Genomic DNA, 20,985 nt, shown 5'->3' with positions numbered 1-20,985 from the left:
CGACACGCTTCCTAGTGCGACAGGTGCTCGATCAGGATGGTCGTCCCCACCAGTACCAGCACCACGCCGCCGATGCGCTCGGCATTGCGTCCCACGGCCGCGCCCAGGCGGCGCCCGAGCAGCACGCCGATCGTGACCATGGTGGTGGTGGCGATGCCGATCGCGATCGCCGCGTGCACGATCGAGACGTCGACGAAAGCCAGCCCGACCCCGACCGCCATCGCATCGATGCTGGTGGCGACCGCGGTCAGCACCAGCACCAGGAGATTCTGCGAGCCGCCCTCTTCTTCCTCCTCCTCGTCCTTCCCGAAGGAGAGCCAGATCATGCGCGCGCCCAGGCCGAGCAGCAGCACGAAGGCGATCCAGTGGTCCCACTGGCGGATGGCGTCGGCGGCCAGCGAGCCGAGGGCCCAGCCGATCAGGGGGGTGATGGTTTCGATGCAGCCGAACAGCAGGCCAATCCGGAGCGCCTGCGGCAGGCCGGGCTTGCGCAGGGCGGCGCCCTTGGCGATCGCCGCGGCGAAGGCGTCGGTCGACATCGCCAGGGCGAGGAAGATGAGAGCGGTGAAAGTCATGCGGGGTTCCAGTCGAGCGCGAGACGATACCACATCCTGCGCGGCCGTCCCAGCCTTCGGCTAGCCCCCTGCCGGCACCCCCGCGCTTGAAGACAGCAGGAAGCGCTGCGCCATCATGGCCTGCATATCGGGCGCCGGCACCGGGCGCGCGATGTAGTAGCCCTGCACCTCGTTGCAGTCGAGCGCGCGCAGGATGTCGAGCTGCTCGGCGGTCTCGACGCCCTCGGCCACCACCGACATGCCGAGCGCGTGCGCCATCGACACGATCGCCTGGAAGAACACCTTGCCCTCCTTCGAGTTGCCCAGCTCCATGGTGAAGGCGCGGTCGACCTTCAGCACGTCCATGCGCAGGCGCTGCAGCTGCGACAGCGAAGAATAGCCGGTGCCGAAGTCGTCGACATGCAGCTTGACCCCGAGCGCGCGCAGCGCGGCCAGCTCCGCCAGGATCTCCTCGTGGTCGCCCATCATCGCCGACTCGGTGATCTCGACTTCGATCAGGCTGGCCGGGATGCGGTGGCGCGCCATCGCGCTGCTGAGGTGACGCTGCACGCCGCCACGCAGGAACTGCTTGGGCGAGACGTTGATGGAGACCGGCACCAGCACGATGCCGGCCTCGCGCCAGGCGGCCAGCTGGGCGCAGGCCTTGTCGATCACGAGGTCGCCGATGCGGCGGATCAGGCCCGTGCTTTCCGCCAGCGGAATGAATTCGCCCGGCGGCACCAGGCCCAGTTCCGGATGCTGCCAGCGCACCAGGGCTTCCATGCTGAGCAGCTCGCCGCTGCGGGCGTCCACGCGCGGCTGGTAGTAGAGCAGGAACTGGTCGCGCTCGATCGCTTCCAGCATGCGCTGCTTCAGGCGCGCGCGCGAGTTCAGGTTGTTCGACAGCGCCGGGTCGAAGAAGCGGTACTGGCCCTTGCCCTCGTTCTTCCCGGCGTACATCGCGATGTCGCTGTGGCGCACCAGGGTCTCGGCGTCCTGGCCGTCGCGCGGATACATGCTGATGCCGATCGAGGCGCCCACCGCATGCAGTTCGTCGGCGATCAGGAAGGGCACGGCGAAGGCCTCGACGATGCGCGCCGCCACCGAGGCGGCCTGGCGCTCGCCCTCGCAGGGATGCAGCAGCACCAGGAATTCGTCGCCGCCGAAGCGCGCCACCTGGTCGCTCGGGCGCAACAGCGACAGCAGGCGCCCCGCCGCGGATTTCAGCAGCTGGTCGCCGACCGCGTGGCCGTGGCTGTCGTTGACGTGCTTGAATTCGTCCAGGTCGATGAACAGCAGCGCCAGGCCGGCCTCGTTGGCACGCGCCTGCGCCAGGATGTCCGGCATCGCGTTCAGGAAGGCGTGGCGCGTGGCCAGGCCGGTCAGCACGTCTTCGTTGGCCAGGCGCTCGAGCTGGTTCTCGTGGGCCTTGCGCTCGCTGATGTCCTGCAGCGTCACCGCCAGGCCGTTCCCGACCCGTACCAGGCGCCGCCTGCCCCAGCTGATGTTCAGGCGGTTATCCAGCGGCATCCGGCGGTCGTCCTCGTGAAAGCCGGTGTCCATCGCCTTGCGGTAGGTGTCGAGCAGGGCTTCGCCGAACAGCGCGCTGTCGATCTGCGACAGGCTGCTGCCCACCAGCGTGGCGCGCGTCATCCCGTAGAAGAAGGCGCCGCGCTCGTTGCAGTCGACGATGCGAAAGTCGGCGATGCTGCCGTCGCGCGCACGCACCGCGGCCGCCATGTAGAAGCCGTCGTTGCCGCTTTCGGTGGCGGTACGGTAGGCGCGCTGCACCTGTTCCTGTTCGCGTTCGCGCAGTACCGCGCGCCGCGCCAGCACCGAGCCCACGGCGCCCAGCAGCAGCAGGCAGGCGCTGATGGCGATCGCGCGGTCGCGGCCGTCGGCCCAGGCGGCCGCGCTTGGCGCCAGGGCCGCGCCGTGCGACAGCGCGACCAAGGCCACCAGCGGGTAGGCGCTCGAGTGGCGCCAGCCGAGCACGCGCGCCTGGCCGTCGGCAAAGCCCACGGCGCCGTCGCCCCCGACCAGGCGCACGCCCCGTTCGCTCGACCACAGGCTGTCGTCCGCCGGCAGCAGCCGCTTGCCGGCGTCGAGGAAGGCGGCGCCGTCGCTGCGCTGCTCGGTGCGCAGGCGTCCTTCGCGGTGGGCCAGCGCCACCACGCCGCCCGATCCCAGCGTGGCCGGGCTGACGAACGAGGTGAAGTAGCGCGCGTCGACCGCCATCAGCACGATGCCGTCGAATTCGTCGTCGCGTGTGTCCAGGCGGCGCGTGAACAGCACCAGCTCGCCCTGCTCAGCGAAACCTGCCGGCGCGCCGCCGATGCGCAGGGCGGTGGAGATGTGGTTGCGGTGCTGGACGAAATAGGGTCCGGCGGAGAGGTCGCTGCCGATCAGCGCGGGCCGGGTCGAGGCCCTGACGATTCCGCTGCGATCGACGATCGCGACCGCGCGAAAGGCGCCGTCGGTGAACATGCCGTCGCGCCGCAGTTCGTCGAGCAGGCCAGCGTCCCTGCCCTTCTCCCAGCTGAACTTGAGCTGCATGGTGACCTGGTCCATCTGCCCGACCGAGCGTGTGATGTACTGCTCGTAGGCTTCGGCATAGGCGCTGGCGTCCTTGCGCGCCTGGCTCTCGGCGCGGGCGTGCTCGGCATCCGCGCGTACAATGGTGGCGGCCCACAGGGCGGCCGCCAGCAGCACGGCCAGGGCCGGCCAGATGAAGACGAGGAAGCGGTTGGTGCGGGAAGCGACGTGGATGCTCATACAAGCTATTTCAACTAGGCAAAATTTCCGCCAGTCTAAATAGCCAAGATGTCATCTTCGTGACATTCGACCTTCAGGCGGGCGACAGCATGTAGCCGGCTCCGCGCACGGTCTTGATCACCGACTTGGCGCGGCCCAGCGCCTTGCGCAGGCGTAGCACGTGGACGTCCACGGTGCGCTGGTCGAGGGTCTCGTGCGACTCCCACAGGTGCTCGAGCAGCTGGGCGCGCGAGAACACCTGGCCCGGATGGCACAGCAGGAAGCGCAGCAGGCGGTATTCGGCGTGGCGCACCTCGACCTTGTGGTTGCCGACGCGGACGCTGCAGCTGAGCGGGTCCAGCACCAGGCGGCCGGAACGCAGCAGGCGCTCGTCCGGCGCGTCTTCGGGCAATGGCTGGGGGATGAATTCGGCGACGGGCGCCGGGGCCGGCGTCCTGCGTTCGCCTTCGCCGCATTCGGCCGCCAGCAGGATCACCGGCCGGTCGCGCAGGCGGCGCTCGCCGCGCAGGCGCGCCAGCAGGCGCATGCCGCCTTCCTGGCGCAGCATCGATTCCTGCAGCAGCAGCTCGGGGCGCTCGCGCCCGATGAAATCCCAGGCCTGCGCCAGGCTCGGCACGCTATGCCAGATCCACTCGTCTTCGTGCAGCGAATACTTGAGCAGCTCGGCGACGGCCGGCTTGTCGTCGACGACCAGGACGATCGTGTTTGCCGTAGTCATGGGAATCCAATGAAAATCCGGCGGCCAGGCCGCCGGAATCGTGGAGAGATCGAACGATCAGTAGACCGCCTTGCCCGATGCATCCTTCAGCTGCGACTTCCAGTTGGCCTGCACCAGCTTGACGACCGATGCCGGCATCGGCACGTAGTCCAGCTCGGCGGCAGCCGGAGCGCCGTTCTTGAAGGCCCAGTCGAAGAACTTCACGACTTCGGCACCCTTGGCGCCATCAGCCTGGGTCTTGTGCATCAGGATGTACGAGACGCCGGTGATCGGCCAGCTCTGCTTGCCCGCCTGGTCGGTCAGCACCACGCCAAAGCCCGGGGTCTTGGTCCACTCGGCGCCGGCGGCGGCGGCCTTGAAGGCGTCGTCGTCAGGCTGCAGGAAGACGCCGTCCTTGTTCTTCAGCTGGGTGTGCGACAGCTTGTTCTTCTTGGCGTAGGCCCACTCGACGTAGCCGATCGCGCCCTTGATGCGCTGCACGTTGGCGGCCACGCCTTCGTTGCCCTTGCCGCCCACGCCCACGGCCCACTTCACGGTGGTGCCGGCGCCGACGCTGGTCTTCCACTCCGGGCTGGTCTTCGACAGGTAGTCGGTCCACAGGAAGGAGGTGCCCGAGGAATCGGCGCGGTGCACGACGGTGATGTCGGCGTCCGGCAGCTTGACGCCCGGGTTCAGCGCGGCGATCGGCTGGGCGTTCCACTTGGTGATCTTGCCCAGGTAGATGTCGGCCAGCACCGGACCGGTCAGCTTCAGCTGGCCCGGGGTGACGCCGTCGACGTTGACCACGGCGACCACGCCGCCCATGATGGCGGGGAACTGCATCAGGCCCGATTCATCCAGCTCTTCGGCTTTCAGCGGCATGTCCGATGCGCCAAAGTCCACGGTCTTGGCCTTGATCTGCTTGATGCCCGCGCCCGAACCGACCGACTGGTAGTTCAGGCCGTTGCCGGTGGCAGCCTTGTACGACTCGGCCCACTTGGCGTAGATCGGATACGGGAAGGTCGCGCCGGCGCCGGTCATGTCGGCGGCGAAGGAGGTCGACATCACGAGTGCGGCTGCTGCGCCGGCAAGGATCTTCTTGAACATTGGCTTGTTATTCCTATTCCTGGTTGAGGGATGTGTTTTGGACCACGCAGCAAAGTCTAGTGCGCGAATATGACCGGTTTATGACCTCGTGGATAACATCGGGGTGACATGGCAATGCGTGCATGCGCGACCACACACGGCAGGTTTGCTATGATGGAGATTCCAAAAATACAAGCCGATGGACATCGCATGCACACCCTGCTCCGTGTCGTCACCCTCGGCTGCGCCGGCCTGCTCCTGAGCGCCTGCGCGGCCACCAAGGACCGCCTGCCCGAAGCGCGCTACACCCTCGCGCCGCAGCAGGTGCTGCCGCTGGCCGAGCGCCTCACCATCACCTACGAAGGCGCGGAAGACAGCCGCTGCCCGGACAATACGCGCTGCATCTGGCCGGGGCGCCTGGCCTACCGCTTCACGATGCGCATCGGCAGCGTGGCCCAGGCCTTCTACCTGGTGCAGGGCCAGCCGGGCTACATGTCGCCGGCCCTGCGCGGCTCGCGTATCGAGCTCGACCACCTGACGCCGCCCCCGCCGCGCGGCATGGCGGGCAGTCCGCCGCCTTCCTATCCAGTGACCTTCAATATGTACGCGCAATAAGCGCCGGGGACGCGCCATGAAGAAAGCGACGCTGCTCGCCTGCGGGCTCAGCTTGTCCATCGTGCTGGGCCCCGTGCTCGCCAGGACCCCGGTGGCCACCGGCACGGGCGGCGCCGTCGCCACCATCAGCGAGCAGGCGTCGAACGCGGCCCTGCGCATCCTGAACGGGGGCGGCAACGCCATCGACGCGGCCGTGGCCGCCGCGGCGACGCTCGGCGTGACCGACCCGTTCAGCTGCGGCATCGGAGGCGGCGGCTTCATGGTGATCTACCTGGCCAAGGACAAGCGCGTCATCACCATCGACCACCGCGAGACGGCGCCCGCCGGCTTCACCCCTGCCGCCTTCCTCGAGAACGGCAAGCCGGTCGATTTCGAGAGCGTGGTGGCCAGCAGCGCCTCGGTCGGCGTGCCGGGCACGGTGCGCGGCTGGCACGAAGCCTTGACGCGCTACGGCAGCATGGATTTCAAGAAGGTGCTGGCGCCGGCGATCGAGGTAGCCGACAAGGGCTACAAAGTCACTGAAATTTTCTCTCATTTAACGGCCCAAAATGAAAGGAAATTTCAGCTCTATGCGCCGACTAGCGCCCTGTATCTGCGGAACGGCAAGGCCGTGCAGCCGGGCACCCTGATCCGCAATCCCGGCATGGCCAGGGCCTATCGCGAGATCGCCCAGGGCGGCGTTAAAGCCTTCTATGAAGGGCCGATCGCGCGCGCGATCGTCGAGGCCGTCAACAAACCGCCTTTTGCACCCGGCAAAAGCGCGCGCACGGGCCGCATGAGCATGGCCGACCTGGCCAACTACGAAGCGCGCATCCGCCAGCCGCTGCGCAGCACCTACCGCGGCTACGAGATCTACGGCATGCCCCTGCCCAGCAGCGGCGGCGCCACCGTGGCCGAGGCGCTCAATATCCTGGAGGGCTTCGAGCTGTCGCGCATGCCGCGCGCCCAGGCCGAGCACCTGTACATCGAGGCCAGCCGCCTCGCCTTTGCCGACCGCAACGCCTACCTTGCCGACCCCGAATACATCGACGCGCCAGTGGCGGGACTGCTGTCGAAGGAATACGCGGCCCAGCGCAGGAAACTCATCAACCAGCGCGCCGGCCGCAGCGCCGCGGCGGGCGATCCCTACGGCTACCAGCACGACCAGAGCGTGCCGCTGCGTCCGCAGTCGCACCGCCTGCAGCTGGAAAACGCCCACACCACCCACCTGACGGTCTCGGACAAGGACGGCAACGTGGTGTCCTACACCTTCACCATCGAATCCTGGGGCGGCAGCGGCATCGTGGTGCCCGGCTACGGCTTCCTGCTGAATAACGAGCTGACCGATTTCGACTTCAGCGGCCCGCACCCGAACGTGCCGGAAGCCGGCAAGCGCCCGCGCTCGAGCATGGCGCCCACCATCGCCCTGAAGGATGGCAAGCCGGCCTTCACCATCGGCAGCCCGGGCGGCTCGACCATCATCACCACGGTGCTGCAGACCATCTTCAATTACATCGACCTCGGCATGCCGATGGACCAGGCGGTGAACGCTCCGCGCATCTCGGAGCGCAACGGCGAGGCGACCTCGATCGAGCCGGGTTTCGCCGGCACCGAACAGGCACGGGCGCTGGCGCGCTTCGGCCACCGCTGGGAAGCCGACCCGGAAGAAATCGGCGCGGCCAACGCCCTGGTGTTCAACCCGGATGGCACCGTGACCGCCGTCAGCGAGGGCAAGCGCCACGGCGTCGGCACGGCGCTGGTGCAGCGCCGCGGCCATTAAACGCGGGAGCGGGCGCACCACTGTTGGGCATTGTGTACATGTTCAAAATCTTTCATGGCTGGAAGAACAAGTTCATGTAGGAATGATCTTACGTTGAGATAACATATGGTAATCAGCACACCTGCTTACCGTTATGCCCACGCCCTACGCCGTGCCTGCCCTGCCCATCCGCCGGAGCGCCGCCACCCTGGCGGTCGCGCTCGCCATCATCCTGGCGATGAGCATCTTCTTCGTGCGTGAAGTGGTCGACCTGCGCCAGGCGATGGGCGCCCTGCGCCAGAACGATGCGGCGCGGATCCAGGTCCGCAACGTGCTGCTCAACCTGCTCAATGCCGAGACCGGCCAGCGCGGCTACCTGCTCACCGGCGACCCGGCCTACCTCCAGCCCTACCAGCTGGGACGCGACAGCGTGCGCGAGCACCTGCAGCAGGCGGAACAGTCCGGCTACCAGGACCCGCAATTCCTGGCCAGCGTGCGCAGGCTGGCCCTGGTCAGCGAGAGCAAGCTGGAAGAACTGGAACGCACGGTGCAGCTCAGGAAGCGCGGCGACCCTGATGCCGCCATGAACATCGTGCGCGAGGGCTTCGGCCGCCAGAAGATGCTGGAAGCGCGCCAGCTGATCCAGGACGAAGTCGCGCGCCTGCGGGTGGCGCGCGACGCCATCATCGACGGCTTCAACGAGCGCCTGCTGCGCGCCGCGGCAATCCTGGTCGTGATGCTCTCGACCGTGGTGGCAATGGCCCTGCACGCCTGGCGCTCCTTGAGCGCGGCGGCGCGCCGCAACAACGAGCTGGCCAAGCGCCTGGCGATGGAAGCCTCGCACGACGTCCTCACCGGCCTGCCGAACCGGCGCTTCTTCGACCGCTGGGCGCGCCGCCTGGTCGCCCGGAGCCTGCGCAGCGCCAAGCCCTTTACCCTGCTGGCGATCGACCTGGACCGCTTCAAGGAAGTCAACGACACCTACGGCCACGGCGTGGGTGACGAGGTGCTCAAGGAAGTCGCGCTGCGCTTCCAGGGGGCGCTGCGCGGCGGCGAATTCCTGGCGCGCCTGGGCGGCGACGAATTCGTGGTCCTGATGGAAGGCGACATCTCGCGCAACGAGGCGACCAGCATCGGGCGGCGCCTGATCGACAGCCTGTACCCGGCCCTGCACCCGAGCACGGCCGACAACGCTGTCGGCGCCAGCATCGGCGCCGCCGTGTTCCCCCACAACGGCACCGACCTGGAAGGCCTGATGCAGGCCGCCGACGACGCGCTGTACGCCTCCAAGCACGGCGGGCGCGGCATGCTGTCCTTCGCACGCGTCGAGCCCGGCATGGCCGCGCCCCTGCCCGCCGAAACCCAGGGCGCAACCCCCACGGCGGGGGCTGTTTTCTAGCGCGGGGCTGCCCTACAGTTTCAGCCGACCCCACTCTTCCGGATCGGTATGAAACACTCCTTCTCCCTCGCGGCCGCGCTGGCGGCCTGCCTCGCGGCACAGCCGGTGTCGGCCAACGACTTCCTCAATAATCTGGCAAAGCAGGCGGTGGGCACGGCGGTGCAGTCGCTGGCCAACCAGGCGACGGCGAAACCGGCCGCTATCCCTGCCGCACCGGCAGCGGCCAGGGCCCCGTACGTGCGCGCCGGCAGCACGCCGCAGCGCATGCGCCTCGAGGACGGCACCGTCTTCTACGCCGACTACATCGTCGACTACTGGAGCCGGCCGGACGCCGATACCCGAGGCAGCACGCCGGACACCGACGCCCTGGGCTACATCCGGCCCGTGTCGGGGCAATGGAGCGGCGTCAGAAAGCAGCCGGAATACGCCGCGCTGCAGCGCAAGCTGGAGCGCATCATCGGGCGTGTGCTGGAACAGCCGGCGCTGGTGAACATCCGCGGCGCCAGCCTGACGTGGATTCCTTCGTTCGGATATGAAAACGGGGGACCGATCCCGGCCAGCATGTCGCTGATCGCCTACCCCATCACCCTCGGCGACAAGGACACCCAGCGCTTCCCGGACGGCACCTATCACACGCCGGGCGAAGGGCCGGTGCTGAGGATCACCGTCAACAACCCGGAAGAGATCGGCTCACGCGTGTCCTCGGGCAGCTACAAGGGCATGACGGTACTGCGCTACGGCTACATGTTCGTGATATCGAATACCGAGCGCCCGATCCACGTCGACGACGGCCATGGCCGCAAGGTGGTCAACCCGGACCTGCTCGACAAGTCGCGCCCGCGCTCGGACATCCAGTTCATGACCGTCTACGTGGGCGCCGCCGGGCCCACCATGAGCAACCTGACGCACAAGCGCGTCGAGCCGACCAGCAATGCCGGGCGCCTGTTCGGCACCCTGTACAACACCGACTGGTGCGCCATCCTGGAAGAAGCCAACGCCGTCCGTTGACGCTTTTGGCGCTGTCACCGCTAGCTGTAGAAACTGAACTGTTGAGCTGAGCGGATGTCCAACCTGCGTCGATGACCAGGAGGGACCATGAACGCCGCCGGCTTTCGTCGTTTGCTGCAGCAGGCAGGCTTGCTCAGCCGCCAGCAACGATTGCTCCTGATCGACTTCCTGCGTCCGGCGCTTGGCCTGGATCAGGTATGTGAAGCCATCGATGGCGTCCAGACCGCTCCGCTGTGCTGCCCCGGATGCGGCAACAACCGTCACTACCGTCATGGCATCGTCCGAGGGTTACAGCGCTACCGCTGCCGTTCCTGCGGCCGCACTTTCAGCGCCTTGAGCGGCACGCCCCTCGCCAGGCTGCGCCACCGATCCAAATGGATCGACTACCTCAGTGACATGCTCGACTCCCGCAGCGTGCGCGCGGCAGCCAAACGTGTCGGCGTGCACCGCAACACCAGCTTTCGATGGCGCCACCGTTTTCTTGACGGGGTACGGCTCGATCAACCCGAGCGCCTCGCCGGCATCGCAGAAGCGGACGAGATGTTCATCCTCGAATCACAAAAGGGTTCGCGCAGCCTGGACCGGCCTGCCCGCAAGCGTGGCGGTAGCGCCCGCACCCGGGGCATCAGCCATGAGCACGACTGCGTCCTGGTCGCCCGCGACCGCAGCGGCCAGACCTGTTCCTGCGTGACCGGACGTGCTGCCGTCACGGCCAGGCAGCTGCACCGGCACCTGCTGCCCGTGCTCGACCCCGACGTCCTGCTGGTGACTGATGGGCATCGGGCGTACCGGACCTTCGCGAATGAGGCCGGCATTGCCCATGCCTTCGTCAACCTGCGGGCGGGCGAACGCATGCGCGGTGCCGTGCATGTCCAGAATGTGAATGCGTATCACCAGCGCCTGCGCAGCTGGCTGTCGCGCTTTCACGGCGTCGCTTCATGCTACCTGCCGAACTACCTCGGCTGGCGCTGGGCGTTGGATGCGGAGCGCATTGCCGCCCCAGATCACCTGCTGCGAACAGCGATCGGCCTTTTCCACATCGAACGATGACAGCGCGACGCTTTTTTTCCGCTTCGCTCAGCAGCTGCTCTACACTGTCATTACGGCAGGCAGTGCGGCATGCGCTGTCGCCGACACCAACAATAACGGAGACAACGCATGAGCAACTTCATCACCCTGCTGCCCACCCTCCTGATCGGCGCGCTGGCGCTGATCATGTTCGGGCTGGGCCTGTCACTCACCCTCGGCGACTTCCGCCGCCTGCTGGGCCACCCAAAGGCCGTGGTCCTGGCCCTCGTGCTGCAGGCCGTGGTGCTGCCGGCGATCTGCTACGGCCTGATCGTCGGGCTGGGCGTGGCGCCGGTCTACGCGGTCGGCCTGATGCTGCTGGCGGCCTCGCCCGGCGGCGTATCGGCCAACCTGTTCAGCCACCTGTTCGGCGGCAACGTGGCGATGAACATTTCGCTCACCGCGATCAACACGGTGCTGTCGATCGTCAGCCTGCCCCTGATCGCCAACTTCGCCATCGACACCTTCGCCCGCAGCGGCCAGGTGGTGCCGATGCAGACCGCCAAGGTGGTCGAGGTGATCGTGATCGTCCTGATCCCGGTGGCGCTCGGCATGTTCGTGAAAAGCCGCGCACCCGCATTTGCGGCGCGCATGGACAAGCCGATGAAGCGCTTCTCGATGGCGGTGCTGGCCCTGCTGGCCGTGATCGCCATCGCCAAGGAATGGAACGCCATCACGACCTCGTTCGCCTCGATCGGCCTGGCCGTCATCCTGTTCAACATCGCCAGCCTGGGCCTGGGCTACTACGTGCCGCGCCTGCTGGGCCTGGACAAGCCGAACGCGATCGCGATCGGCTACGAGATCGGCATCCACAACTCGACGCTGGCGATCTTCGTGGCGGTGTCGGTGCTGGGCGACTTCCAGCTGATGCTGCCGGCGGCGATCTACTCGGTCAGCATGTACGTGTTCGCCACCGCCTTCGGCCTGCTGGTGCTGGGCAGGAAACAGCAGGCCGCGGCAACGGCGCCCACCTCCGCCTGAGCGGCATTCACGCGAGTCGCCCGGCCGGGAAGGCGCAGGGCGATGCGCGCATCGTGCGCAGGCCCCGCGCCACCGCGAACAGGGTCGTCGCGATGCCGAGCAGCGCGGCGACCGCCATCACCGGCAGCCCAGTGACCCGGCCGATCGGGAAGGCAAGCAGCAGATCGGCCGTGAAGGACAGCAGTAGCAACAGGATGCCCGCCACGCCGGACAGGTTTCTGCCGGCGTGGTCGCGTAGCGGCAGCGCGACCATCGGCAGGGCCAGGCAGCAGATGCCCGCCAGGCGCAGCACCGCCTCGCCATCCGCACCGCCGAGCGCCAACAACACCAGGCCGGCGGCGCTGGCCAGCAGCCAGCCCCCGACTGCGCGCTGCACCAGGAAACGGCCGAGCCGCCGGTTGAAATCGGCGCTCGATGCCGGCGCGGTCGGCGCCAGCCGCGCCAGCGCCTGCTCCGCCGGATTGCTGTCCGCCAGCTGTCCCAGGCGCAGGCAGAACGAGAGCGGCACGAACAGCAGGACCGCGGCGAACATCCAGCCGATGCCGCGCACCACCTCGGCATCGACGCGCCAGGCTGTGAGCAGGCCGACGCAGCCCAGGACCAGCGCCAGGATGCCTGTTCCGACCGCCATCTCGGCCGGGTGGTGGACAGGACCGAGCGCGTGCAGCAGCAGGCGCCGGCCGTCGCGGCGGGCGCTGTCGCGGCGCAGCGCGGCGGCGTACCAGCCCCGGGTATTGAAACCGTCCAGTTGCGCGACCAGGGGATCGCGCTTGGCGGCGGTATCCGTCCAGCGGGTGCGCCGCGCCTCCATGCTCCAGTGCCGCTCGCCGCCCTGCGCAAACATGGCCCGCACCGCCACCACGATCACGACGGCATAGACCGGCAGCGACAGCAGGATGACGATCGGATGCGACAGCGCGCCCGTCAGTCCCGACAGCTTGCCCGCGAAACCGGCGCACAGCCCTCCCACGACGACGATCGTGGTGCCCGCCGGATGGCCGGCCGCGGCAAGGCCCGTTCCCATGGTGATGAGCACGACCCAGAACAGCGCTGCGCCCAGTTGCGTGGTGCTGGTATAGGGCGCGCTCGCGATGCCGGCAAGGCCGGCGAAGCACACCAGACAGGACAATTCGACCAGGCGCCGGCGCGCCTGCGGCACCAGCCGGGCGTTGGCCGGGTTGTTGAGTTTCACCGCGCCGGGCATGAAGCGCCAGGCCCAGTTCATCAGGAGGATGACGCAGGCTCCGCACCAGAAAAAGGCGAGCGCCGTGCGTGGGCCCTCGTTGGCCGCCACTGCGCCGACGGCGATCACCACCAGGCACAGGAGGCAGCCGATCAAGCGTGTCGATCGCGGCTCCGCATGCGTCACCGCGGCCCGCCACAGCATCCGGTACTCCCGCAGGCGCGCCTTCATTTGGTCACCTCGATGAACAGGTCTTCCAGGCTGACCGGCTCGGCGCGGGCGCCGCCAGTGACTTTGCGCGCGCCTTCCAGCAGATCGTCGAGCTGGCCCTGCAGCGCGATGCGGCCATCCTTGAGGAAGGCGACGTCCAGCGCCACCCGTTCCAGGTCGGTCAGGATGTGGGTCGAGAACAGCACCGTGGTGCCGCGCTCGATCACGCCGTCCACCAGCTCGGACAGAAACGCGCGTCGTCCCGCCGGATCGAGCGCGGACACGGGCTCGTCCAGCACCAGCAGTTCCGGGTCGTGCGCCAGCGCGCGGATGATCGACAGGCGCTGCTGCTCGCCGCCCGACAGGCGCCCGATCGGCTTGTTCAGCAGCAGCGCGTCGAAGCCCCAGCGCTCCAGCAGGGCCTCGACCTTGACCGTGTTCCAGCGCGGGTACATGGCCTTGAAGTAGTCCAGCATCTGCAAGGGCGTCATCCACTCGAACAGGTTCGGTTTCTGCGGCACGTAGCCGATGCGGGCGCGGTTGGCGTCGGACAGCGCCGCCACGTCCGCGCCGAACAGGCGCACGCTGCCCGCATCCGTTTCGCGCAGGCCGAGCAGGCATTCCATCAGCGTCGACTTGCCGGCGCCGTTACGGCCCAGCAGGCCGACCACCTGCCCCTGCCGGATCTCCCAGTCAAGGCCGTTCAAGACGATGGCGCTGCCGAAGTGCTTGGCCACGCCGCGCATCTGGATGATGGGTGGAGTCACGATTGTTCCTTCAGGATGTGGGTGAAAAGGGAAAGCACGGTGGCAGGATCCAGCTCGAGCTCGCGCGCCTCGCGCGCGGCGCGTTCCAGGGTCGGGCGCAGCAGCGCGCTGCGCTCTGCGTCGCTGCGCAGGCTGCGTGGACGCTCGGCCACGATCATGCCGAGGCCGCGCCGGCGCGCCAGCAGGCCCTCGGTCTCGAGCAGGCTGTAGGCCTTGGAGACGGTCATCGGGTTGACCGCCAGCGCCGAAGCGACCTCGCGCACCGAAGGCAGCTCGTCGCCCGGCGCCATCTGGCCGCCGGCCACCAGGCGCCGTACCTGCTCGACGAGCTGGCGGTAGATCGGTTCGGTCGAGCCGGGCGTGATCGAAAAAAGCTGGGATGTGTGGGTCGCCATCGCGGGTCCGGGTGTATGGGGTCTGCGTATATGTGTATTAATTGAGTAATACACTATCCCCGGGCCTCTTCCCTGTCAAGCGATCGGCGTAAAATATGCCCTGCGTATATATCCCACGGCCAACAAAACTGTGACATGATGCGCACGCCGGCCTTGCTGCATTGCCGCTTGCGCTTCACCCACGAACAAGAACAAGATCATGTCCTCCAGCCCAGATGCGGCCATCCCGGCCGCCCCCCACGCCTACCCCGAGCTGCGCTTCCGGGAGCTGTTCGAGCAGGCCCCGGTCAGCCTGCAGATCCTCGATCCGGAGGGCTATACGGTGCAGGTCAACCGGGCCTGGGAAGCGCTCTGGCACATCTACGAGGGCAGCGAGCTCAAACGCTACGTGCTGAGCCGCGAGTACAACGTGCTGCGCGACCCGCAACTGGTCGAGAGCGGCATCAGCGCCTACCTGGCGCGCGCGCTGGCCGGCGAATCGGTCGAAGTCCCCGCCATCCATTACGACACCGCGGCCCTGGGCCAGCCGGGCCGCGCGCGCTGGGTCACCGCGCGCGCCCATCCCATCAAGGACGGCGCCGGCCGGGTGGTCGAAGTCATGCTGATGCACGAAGACATCAGCGCGCGGGTCGAAGCCGAGACCGCGCTGCGCGAACGCGAGGAGCGCTTCCGCACCCTGGCCATGGCCACCTCGCAGATCGTCTGGACCAATACCGCGGACGGCCGGGTGCTCGAGGATTCGCCGTCCTGGCGCGCCTTCACCGGCCAGAGTTACGAGGAATGGTGCGGCCTTGGCTGGCAGGATGCCCTGCATCCGGACGACCGCGCGCGCGTGGCCGAGATCTGGGCCGCCTGCGTGGCCACGCACAGCGTGTTCGAGACCGAATACCGGCTGCGCCGCGCCGACGGCGTGTACCGCTGGACCGCGGTCAAGGGCATTCCCATCCTCGGGCCTGACGGCGCGGTACGCGAATGGGTCGGCGCCAACCGCGACATCCACGACAGCGTCACGCAGCAGGAAGGCCTGGCCGAGCGCCTGGGACGCGAGCAGCGCCAGTCGGCGCTGCTGGCCAAGGTGGCCAGCGCCGCGCGCACGCTGCACACGGCCTTGCGCAGCGAGGACATCGCGGACGCGCTGGCGCAGGAAGTCGGCGCCATCCTCGAATGCGCGCAGGTCGAAGTGTCGCTCGACGCGGGCGACGACTGCACGCCCGCGGGCCCTGGCGCGCTGGCGGTGCCGCTGGTCGACCGCAAGGGCCGCAGGATCGGCTGCATCCGGGTCGCCGGCAAGCACGATGGCAGCTTCGACGAGCAGGATGAAGCCATCCTGGTGCAGCTGGCGGCGATCGCTGCCACCGGCTTCGCCAATGCCCAGCTGTACGGGTCGCTGCGCGAGCAGGACCGGCGCAAGGACGAGTTCCTCGCCATGCTGGCGCACGAGCTGCGCAACCCGCTGGCGCCGATCGCGTCCGCCGCCGAGATACTCCGGATCGCCGCCAATCCCGAACGCATCCGCGCGTCGAGCGAGGTGATCACGCGCCAGGTGCGGCATATGACCTCGCTGGTGAACGATCTGCTCGACGTGTCGCGCGTGACGCGCGGCCTGATCAAGCTGGACCGCACCCTGGTCGGCATCGAATCGGTGGTGGCCAGCGCGGTGGAGCAGTCGCGGCCCCTGGTGGCTGCGCGCGGCCATGCGCTGTCGCTCGAGGTGGCGCCGGAACTGGCCGGCGCGCAGGTCGAGGGCGACGCCACGCGCCTGGTGCAGGTGATTACCAACCTGCTCAACAACGCCGCCAAGTACACCCCGAACAGCGGCACCATCGACCTGCGCGCAACGCGCGACGGCGCGCGCGTACAGCTGTGCGTGGTCGACAACGGCATCGGCATCGACGCCGCCCTGCTGCCCCACGTGTTCGACCTGTTCACCCAGGCCGAGCGCACGCCCGACCGCTCGCAGGGTGGCCTGGGCATCGGGCTGGCGCTCGTGCGCACCATGGTGGCGCTGCACGGGGGCGAAGTGCAGGTGCACAGCGAGGGCAGCGGCAAGGGCTGCACCTTCACGGTCTGGCTTCCACTAGCGTAGGGTGGTCGGCTCTGCCGACCGCGCGTTCAACCATAAGCAGAGTTGTCGAACCGAATCCGTCAGTCGGACGCGCGGTCGGCGAAGCCGACCACCCTACAAAAAAAGAGCCGGGCAAGCCCGGCTCTTCGTGTGCATCAAGCGACCATCACAGGTGCGGCGTGATCAGCGGCATCAGGTCGTCGAAAGTACGGCCGGAGCCGTTCTCGCCGATCGCATGCATCTTCCACTCGCCATTGTGCTTGTACAGCTTGGCCATGATCTGGGCCGTGTGGGCGCCCTGCACCGACAGGTTGAAGCGCGCCACTTCCTGGTTGTTGCCGGCGTTGATCAGGCGGCAGTAGGCGTTTTCCACGGTCGAGAAGTTCTGGCCCGTGAAGCTGTTCACGGTGAACACCAGCGACTTGACGGTGGCCGGGACGCGCGACAGGTCGACGCTGATCTGCTCGTCGTCGCCGTCACCCGCGCCGGTGCGGTTGTCGCCGGTGTGGGTAATGCTGCCGTCCTTGCTCTTGAGCTGGCGGAACCAGACCACGTCGACCGGACGGTTCGATTCGTCGAACAGCACGACCGAGGCGTCCAGGTCGACCGGCTGGCCGGCGCCGCCGCCGAAGCCGAAGAAGCCCTTCGACTTGGCCACGTCCCAGCCCAGGCCCATCGTGACCCGGCTCAGCGCACCGCCGGCTTCCTTGTCCAGCGAAATCTTTTGACCCTTTTGCAGATTCACTGCCATGTCATTCTCCTAGTAGTTAGACGTCGTTCAGCGCGCCGGGGCCTGCATCCAGGCCTTGAATGCCATCCGGTTGCGCGAGCATACGTAGACTTTGCCTTTGCCCGAGAAGCGGAGCACCATGCCCTCGCCGCTGGTCTGGCTGTTGATCAGGTTGCCCAGGAAGCCACTGTTCTGACCGGTCGTGACCGAGATCTCGTAGCGCAGCCCGCTGTCCCAGCACACCACGTGCGAGTTGTCGATGATCGCGTCCTTGCCCGGTTCGACGTCCAGCATCGACATCGAACCGAAGCCCGACACCACCACCTGACCGCTGCCCGTCGTCTCGGTGACGAAGAAGCCGCCGCTCTGCGCGAACAGGGCGTTGCCCAGGCTCTGGGTGCGGACCTTCAGGTCCACGCCCGAGGTGGCGGCGACAAAGGCGCCGTCGCTGATGATGTACTGGTTCGGACCGCAGTCGATGGTCTGCATCGCGCCCGGCAGGGTCGGCGACAGCAGGCAGTCGCCGTCGCCGCGGGTCGCCTCGATGTGCTGCTGGAAGAAGGACTCGCCGTTGGCAAAGGTGCGCATCAGCGCGCTGCCGAGGCCACCCTTCATCTTGCCCTTCAGGTCGAGCGTCGATTCCATCATCACCATCGCATCCGATTCGCAATAGATGGTTTCGCCGCGTCGCATCGAGACATGCAGGAAGGGATCGACGTCCCCGGTCACGGTAAATACTGGCATGTGGACTTCCTTTCGTGGACGGCCCGCGCCATGTGCACGGGCCGCGAGCAATGATTAAACGTTGACGCCGTAGTTGCGGGCCAGCGGACCGAGGCCGCCGTTGAAGCCCTGGCCGACGGCACGGAACTTCCATTCGGCGCCGTTACGATACACCTCGCCGAAGATCATCGCCGCTTCGGTGGAGCTGTCTTCCGACAGGTCGTAGCGCGCGATCTCGCTGTTGTTGGCGCCGTTGACGCAGCGGATGAAGGCCTTGCCGACCATGCCGAAATTCTGGCGGCGTGCTTCGGCGTCGTGAATGGTCACGCCCAGCACGACCTTGTCGACGTCGGCCGGCACCTTGGACAGGTCGATGTTCACGGTTTCGTCGTCGCCCTCGCCTTCGCCGGTGCGGTTGTCGCCCGAGTGGACCACCGAGCCGTCCGCCGACTTCAGATTGTTGTAGAAGATGAAGTCGCTATCCGAACGCACCTTGCCCTGCGAATTGAGCAGGAACACCGCGCCGTCGAGGTCGAACGCTGCGCCGTCGGTGGCGCGGGTGTCCCAACCGAGGCCGACCTTCAGATTGGTCAGGCCAGGAGCTTCTTTCGACAGGTTGACGTTGCCGCCTTTTTGCAGACTGATTGCCATGATTGTGACTCTCCTAAAGTTGTACTGCTTGAACACCGGGGTATCACGCGTGACGAGCTGGTGTTCTGCCGCTCGTCGCGCGGTTCGTTGCGCCGCATTGCCGTTGTAGGGTGGGCGGCTATGCCGCCCACGCGGTCAACCAGCGCATGCGTTACTACTCAACTCTTACTTTCACTGCGTGGGCGTTCGTCATTCCGGGCATTGCCCGGAATGACCCCGCCCACCCTACGCTGCTTACGCAGGCAGTGCCGCGTGCTTCCGCTTGTGCTTGATCGAGCTCCACAGCGAAGCCAGGATGAAGGCCAGGCCCACACCGCCGGTGATCAGCTCCGGCACATGCATGTGCATACTGACCAGCATGATCACAGCCAGGATACCGATCGCGTAGTGCGCGCCGTGCTCCAGGTAGACGAATTCGTCGAGCGTGCCCTGGCGCACCAGGTAGACCGTCATCGAACGCACGAACATCGCACCGATCGCCAGGCCCAGCATGATGATCACGACGTCCTGGGTGATCGCGAAGGCGCCGATCACGCCGTCGAAGCTGAACGACGCGTCGAGCACTTCGAGGTACAGGAAGCCGCCGATACCGCCGGTCTTGACCATGTTGCCCACGCCGCTGCTCTCGTCCGACTCGCTTTTCTCGAGCAGGCTGGAGATCATGTCGACGCCGATGTACACCAGGATGCCCCACAGGCCGGCGACCAGCACGATCATCTTCTGCGCTTCCGCGATCCAGCTGGTCGAGTACAGCAGCGCGCCCAGCGCGACCAGCACCGAGATCGAGGACACCTTGCCCAGCGAACCCAGCTTGCGCTCGATGTTGCCCAGCCAGTGGACTTCCTTCTCGTCATCCAGCAGGAAGTTCAGGAACACCAGCAGCAGGAACATGCCGCCGAAGGCCGCCACTTCCGCGTGGTGGTTGGTCAGGTGCGACGAGAACTCCTTCGGATTGGTCAGCGCCAGGTTCCACACGTCCATCATGCCCAGGTCGGCCGCGACCGCGACGATCACCAGCGGGAACACCAGGCGCATGCCGAACACGGCAATGATCATGCCCAGGCCCAGGAACAGCTTGAGCCAGAACTCGTTCCAGCCCTTCAGGACCGAGGCGTTCACCACCGCATTGTCGAACGACAGCGAGACTTCCATGACCGACAGGATGGCGGTCACGCCGAGCGCGGTGACCATGCCGGCGACGCCGCCATGGTCGTATCCCCACCAGCCTGCCAGGCCCATACAGACGGCGGTCACGATGAATGACCACGTAAAGTGCTTCATGTTTGGTTTTCCCCTTGTTGAGTATTTTCGATAAAACTTCGTTGTTGTTGAAACGACAGACGCAGTGTAGAGTTTGTGTGCGTCTTAAAAAAGCGAAGATATTCGAAGAATTACTTCATAAAAACCGAAGCAATGAACCATAGTCCCCCGAATTTCCGTCACCTCTACTACTTCTGGGTGGTCGCCAAGGAAGGCAGCATCACGCGCGCCGCCGAGCGCCTCGGACTGGCGATCCAGACCGTCAGCACCCAGCTGGCCCAGCTGGAACAGTCGATGGGCAAGGCCCTGTTCACCCAGCAGGGGCGGCGCCTCAATTTAACCGAGGCGGGCCGCCTTGCCTTGTCCTATGCCGACCAGATCTTCCTTTTGGGAGAACAAATGCAGGAAGCGCTGGCCGAATCCGACAGCGCGCGCACCCGCCTGACGGTCGGCATCTCGGACTCGCTGCCCAAGCTGACCGCCTACCGACTGCTGGAAATCGCCACCCAGCTGCCGCGCCCGGTGCGCCTGGTGTGCTACGAGGGCGAATTCGACGAGCTGCTGGCCGACCTCGCCCTGCACAAGCTGGACGTGGTGCTGACCGACCGCGCGGTGCGCTCCGGCACCACCCTGCGCGTGTTCAGCCACCTGCTCTCCGACAGCGAGACCATTGTGGTGGGCGCGCCCAGCCTGGTAAAGGACTGGGGCGGGGACTTCCCGCGCTCGCTGAACGGCGCGCCGTTCCTGCTACCGACCCGCAATAATGCCCTGCGCGGGAAGATCGACGAATGGTTCGAGCTCTCCGGCGTGCGGCCCGACGTGGTCGGCGAATTCGAGGACAACGCCCTGCTCAACACCTTCGGGCGGCGCGGGCTCGGCCTGTTCTTCGCGCCCTCCGCCCTGGTCCACGACGTCGAGGAGCAGTTCGGCGCGCTGCCGGTCGGACGGGTGCCGCAGGTGCGCGAACACTTCTATGCCATCTCGAACGAGCGCAAGATCAAGCATCCGGCGGTGGAAGCGATCCTCTCCGCGGTTCACCAGGGAGTCCTCGCTGGCACATAAGGCAGGCATGAGCGGTAC

The 20,985-nt window shown here is 67.0% G+C and carries 18 protein-coding genes and 1 pseudogene; 8 read left to right on the top strand and 11 right to left on the bottom strand.

Annotated features, from left to right (window positions below; all coding sequences use genetic code 11):
• Positions 1-11: 11 nt before the first annotated feature.
• The 4 genes from LK539_RS06160 to pstS all read right to left on the bottom strand — a co-directional run bounded on the left by LK539_RS06160 (position 12) and on the right by pstS (position 5,133).
• On the bottom strand, positions 12-575 hold the full coding sequence (locus tag LK539_RS06160) for a manganese efflux pump MntP family protein (protein WP_227800034.1): 564 nt from the start codon (positions 573-575) through the stop codon (positions 12-14).
• Between the two features lie 60 nt (positions 576-635).
• Entirely contained in the window at positions 636-3,329 is a 2,694-nt protein-coding gene (locus LK539_RS06155) for an EAL domain-containing protein (RefSeq protein WP_227800033.1), read from the bottom strand.
• Between the two features lie 73 nt (positions 3,330-3,402).
• Entirely contained in the window at positions 3,403-4,047 is a 645-nt protein-coding gene (locus LK539_RS06150; protein ID WP_227800032.1) for a response regulator transcription factor, read from the bottom strand.
• 57 nt (positions 4,048-4,104) lie between these two features.
• On the bottom strand, positions 4,105-5,133 hold the full coding sequence (pstS, locus tag LK539_RS06145) for a phosphate ABC transporter substrate-binding protein PstS (protein WP_227800031.1): 1,029 nt from the start codon (positions 5,131-5,133) through the stop codon (positions 4,105-4,107).
• Positions 5,134-5,322: 189 nt separating this feature from the next.
• On the opposite strand from pstS, the gene LK539_RS06140 reads away from it, so the two are divergent.
• The 6 genes and pseudogenes from LK539_RS06140 (at position 5,323) to LK539_RS06115 (ending at position 11,921) form a co-directional block, all read left to right on the top strand.
• On the top strand, positions 5,323-5,727 hold the full coding sequence (locus tag LK539_RS06140) for a hypothetical protein (protein WP_227800030.1): 405 nt from the start codon (positions 5,323-5,325) through the stop codon (positions 5,725-5,727).
• A 16-nt stretch (positions 5,728-5,743) separates the two neighbouring features.
• Positions 5,744-7,486 carry a gamma-glutamyltransferase gene (ggt, locus tag LK539_RS06135; protein WP_227800029.1) on the top strand — a complete coding sequence of 581 codons (1,743 nt, stop codon included), beginning with the start codon at positions 5,744-5,746 and terminating at the stop codon, positions 7,484-7,486.
• A gap of 133 nt (positions 7,487-7,619) precedes the next feature.
• Positions 7,620-8,864 (top strand): diguanylate cyclase, encoded by a 1,245-nt coding sequence (locus tag LK539_RS06130; RefSeq protein WP_227800028.1) that lies wholly within the window; start codon positions 7,620-7,622, stop codon positions 8,862-8,864.
• A gap of 48 nt (positions 8,865-8,912) precedes the next feature.
• Positions 8,913-9,872 (top strand): hypothetical protein, encoded by a 960-nt coding sequence (locus LK539_RS06125; RefSeq protein ID WP_227800027.1) that lies wholly within the window; start codon positions 8,913-8,915, stop codon positions 9,870-9,872.
• Between the two features lie 87 nt (positions 9,873-9,959).
• A pseudogene (locus tag LK539_RS06120) lies at positions 9,960-10,924 on the top strand (IS1595 family transposase); the annotation flags it as partial.
• Between the two features lie 106 nt (positions 10,925-11,030).
• Positions 11,031-11,921 (top strand): bile acid:sodium symporter family protein, encoded by an 891-nt coding sequence (locus LK539_RS06115; protein WP_227800026.1) that lies wholly within the window; start codon positions 11,031-11,033, stop codon positions 11,919-11,921.
• Positions 11,922-11,928: 7 nt separating this feature from the next.
• Here LK539_RS06115 and LK539_RS06110 read toward each other — a convergent pair whose 3' ends face one another.
• The 3 genes from LK539_RS06110 to LK539_RS06100 form a co-directional block, all read right to left on the bottom strand.
• The gene (locus LK539_RS06110) at positions 11,929-13,260 is read right to left on the bottom strand and encodes a hypothetical protein (protein ID WP_227800025.1); all 1,332 of its coding nucleotides are present in this window, start codon (positions 13,258-13,260) and stop codon (positions 11,929-11,931) included.
• A 71-nt stretch (positions 13,261-13,331) separates the two neighbouring features.
• Positions 13,332-14,081 carry an ATP-binding cassette domain-containing protein gene (locus LK539_RS06105; RefSeq protein ID WP_227800024.1) on the bottom strand — a complete coding sequence of 250 codons (750 nt, stop codon included), beginning with the start codon at positions 14,079-14,081 and terminating at the stop codon, positions 13,332-13,334.
• Positions 14,078-14,476: a GntR family transcriptional regulator gene (locus LK539_RS06100; protein ID WP_227800023.1), complete on the bottom strand. Its 399-nt coding sequence runs from the start codon at positions 14,474-14,476 to the stop codon at positions 14,078-14,080. Before LK539_RS06100 ends, LK539_RS06105 begins: the two co-directional genes overlap by 4 nt.
• 199 nt (positions 14,477-14,675) lie before the next feature.
• On the opposite strand from LK539_RS06100, the gene LK539_RS06095 reads away from it, so the two are divergent.
• On the top strand, positions 14,676-16,562 hold the full coding sequence (locus LK539_RS06095) for an ATP-binding protein (protein ID WP_227800022.1): 1,887 nt from the start codon (positions 14,676-14,678) through the stop codon (positions 16,560-16,562).
• Positions 16,563-16,707: 145 nt separating this feature from the next.
• Here LK539_RS06095 and LK539_RS06090 read toward each other — a convergent pair whose 3' ends face one another.
• The 4 genes from LK539_RS06090 to LK539_RS06075 form a co-directional block, all read right to left on the bottom strand.
• The gene (locus tag LK539_RS06090) at positions 16,708-17,292 is read right to left on the bottom strand and encodes a TerD family protein (RefSeq protein ID WP_227800021.1); all 585 of its coding nucleotides are present in this window, start codon (positions 17,290-17,292) and stop codon (positions 16,708-16,710) included.
• 27 nt (positions 17,293-17,319) lie between these two features.
• Positions 17,320-18,015, bottom strand: coding sequence for a TIGR00266 family protein (locus LK539_RS06085; protein ID WP_227800020.1), 696 nt, complete (start codon positions 18,013-18,015; stop codon positions 17,320-17,322).
• A gap of 54 nt (positions 18,016-18,069) precedes the next feature.
• Positions 18,070-18,645, bottom strand: coding sequence for a TerD family protein (locus tag LK539_RS06080; RefSeq protein ID WP_227800019.1), 576 nt, complete (start codon positions 18,643-18,645; stop codon positions 18,070-18,072).
• A 234-nt stretch (positions 18,646-18,879) separates the two neighbouring features.
• Positions 18,880-19,926, bottom strand: coding sequence for a DUF475 domain-containing protein (locus LK539_RS06075; protein ID WP_227800018.1), 1,047 nt, complete (start codon positions 19,924-19,926; stop codon positions 18,880-18,882).
• A 132-nt stretch (positions 19,927-20,058) separates the two neighbouring features.
• On the opposite strand from LK539_RS06075, the gene LK539_RS06070 reads away from it, so the two are divergent.
• Entirely contained in the window at positions 20,059-20,967 is a 909-nt protein-coding gene (locus LK539_RS06070; protein ID WP_227800017.1) for a LysR family transcriptional regulator, read from the top strand.
• Positions 20,968-20,985: the final 18 nt, after the last annotated feature.

It is taken from the genome of Massilia sp. IC2-476, assembly GCF_020707295.1.
In the GTDB taxonomy this organism is placed as follows: domain Bacteria; phylum Pseudomonadota; class Gammaproteobacteria; order Burkholderiales; family Burkholderiaceae_D; genus Telluria.
Note: the sequence above shows the minus strand (reverse complement) of the source record. Positions and strands in the feature narration are given on the sequence as shown.

Coding starts and splice junctions, on each gene's coding strand:
- LK539_RS06160 (WP_227800034.1), bottom strand. CDS start 575: ATGACTTTCACCGCTCTCATCTTCCTCGCCCTGGCGATGTCGACCGAC.
- LK539_RS06155 (WP_227800033.1), bottom strand. CDS start 3,329: ATGAGCATCCACGTCGCTTCCCGCACCAACCGCTTCCTCGTCTTCATC.
- LK539_RS06150 (WP_227800032.1), bottom strand. CDS start 4,047: ATGACTACGGCAAACACGATCGTCCTGGTCGTCGACGACAAGCCGGCC.
- pstS (WP_227800031.1), bottom strand. CDS start 5,133: ATGTTCAAGAAGATCCTTGCCGGCGCAGCAGCCGCACTCGTGATGTCG.
- LK539_RS06140 (WP_227800030.1), top strand. CDS start 5,323: ATGCACACCCTGCTCCGTGTCGTCACCCTCGGCTGCGCCGGCCTGCTC.
- ggt (WP_227800029.1), top strand. CDS start 5,744: ATGAAGAAAGCGACGCTGCTCGCCTGCGGGCTCAGCTTGTCCATCGTG.
- LK539_RS06130 (WP_227800028.1), top strand. CDS start 7,620: ATGCCCACGCCCTACGCCGTGCCTGCCCTGCCCATCCGCCGGAGCGCC.
- LK539_RS06125 (WP_227800027.1), top strand. CDS start 8,913: ATGAAACACTCCTTCTCCCTCGCGGCCGCGCTGGCGGCCTGCCTCGCG.
- LK539_RS06115 (WP_227800026.1), top strand. CDS start 11,031: ATGAGCAACTTCATCACCCTGCTGCCCACCCTCCTGATCGGCGCGCTG.
- LK539_RS06100 (WP_227800023.1), bottom strand. CDS start 14,476: ATGGCGACCCACACATCCCAGCTTTTTTCGATCACGCCCGGCTCGACC.
- LK539_RS06095 (WP_227800022.1), top strand. CDS start 14,676: ATGTCCTCCAGCCCAGATGCGGCCATCCCGGCCGCCCCCCACGCCTAC.
- LK539_RS06090 (WP_227800021.1), bottom strand. CDS start 17,292: ATGGCAGTGAATCTGCAAAAGGGTCAAAAGATTTCGCTGGACAAGGAA.
- LK539_RS06085 (WP_227800020.1), bottom strand. CDS start 18,015: ATGCCAGTATTTACCGTGACCGGGGACGTCGATCCCTTCCTGCATGTC.
- LK539_RS06080 (WP_227800019.1), bottom strand. CDS start 18,645: ATGGCAATCAGTCTGCAAAAAGGCGGCAACGTCAACCTGTCGAAAGAA.
- LK539_RS06075 (WP_227800018.1), bottom strand. CDS start 19,926: ATGAAGCACTTTACGTGGTCATTCATCGTGACCGCCGTCTGTATGGGC.
- LK539_RS06070 (WP_227800017.1), top strand. CDS start 20,059: ATGAACCATAGTCCCCCGAATTTCCGTCACCTCTACTACTTCTGGGTG.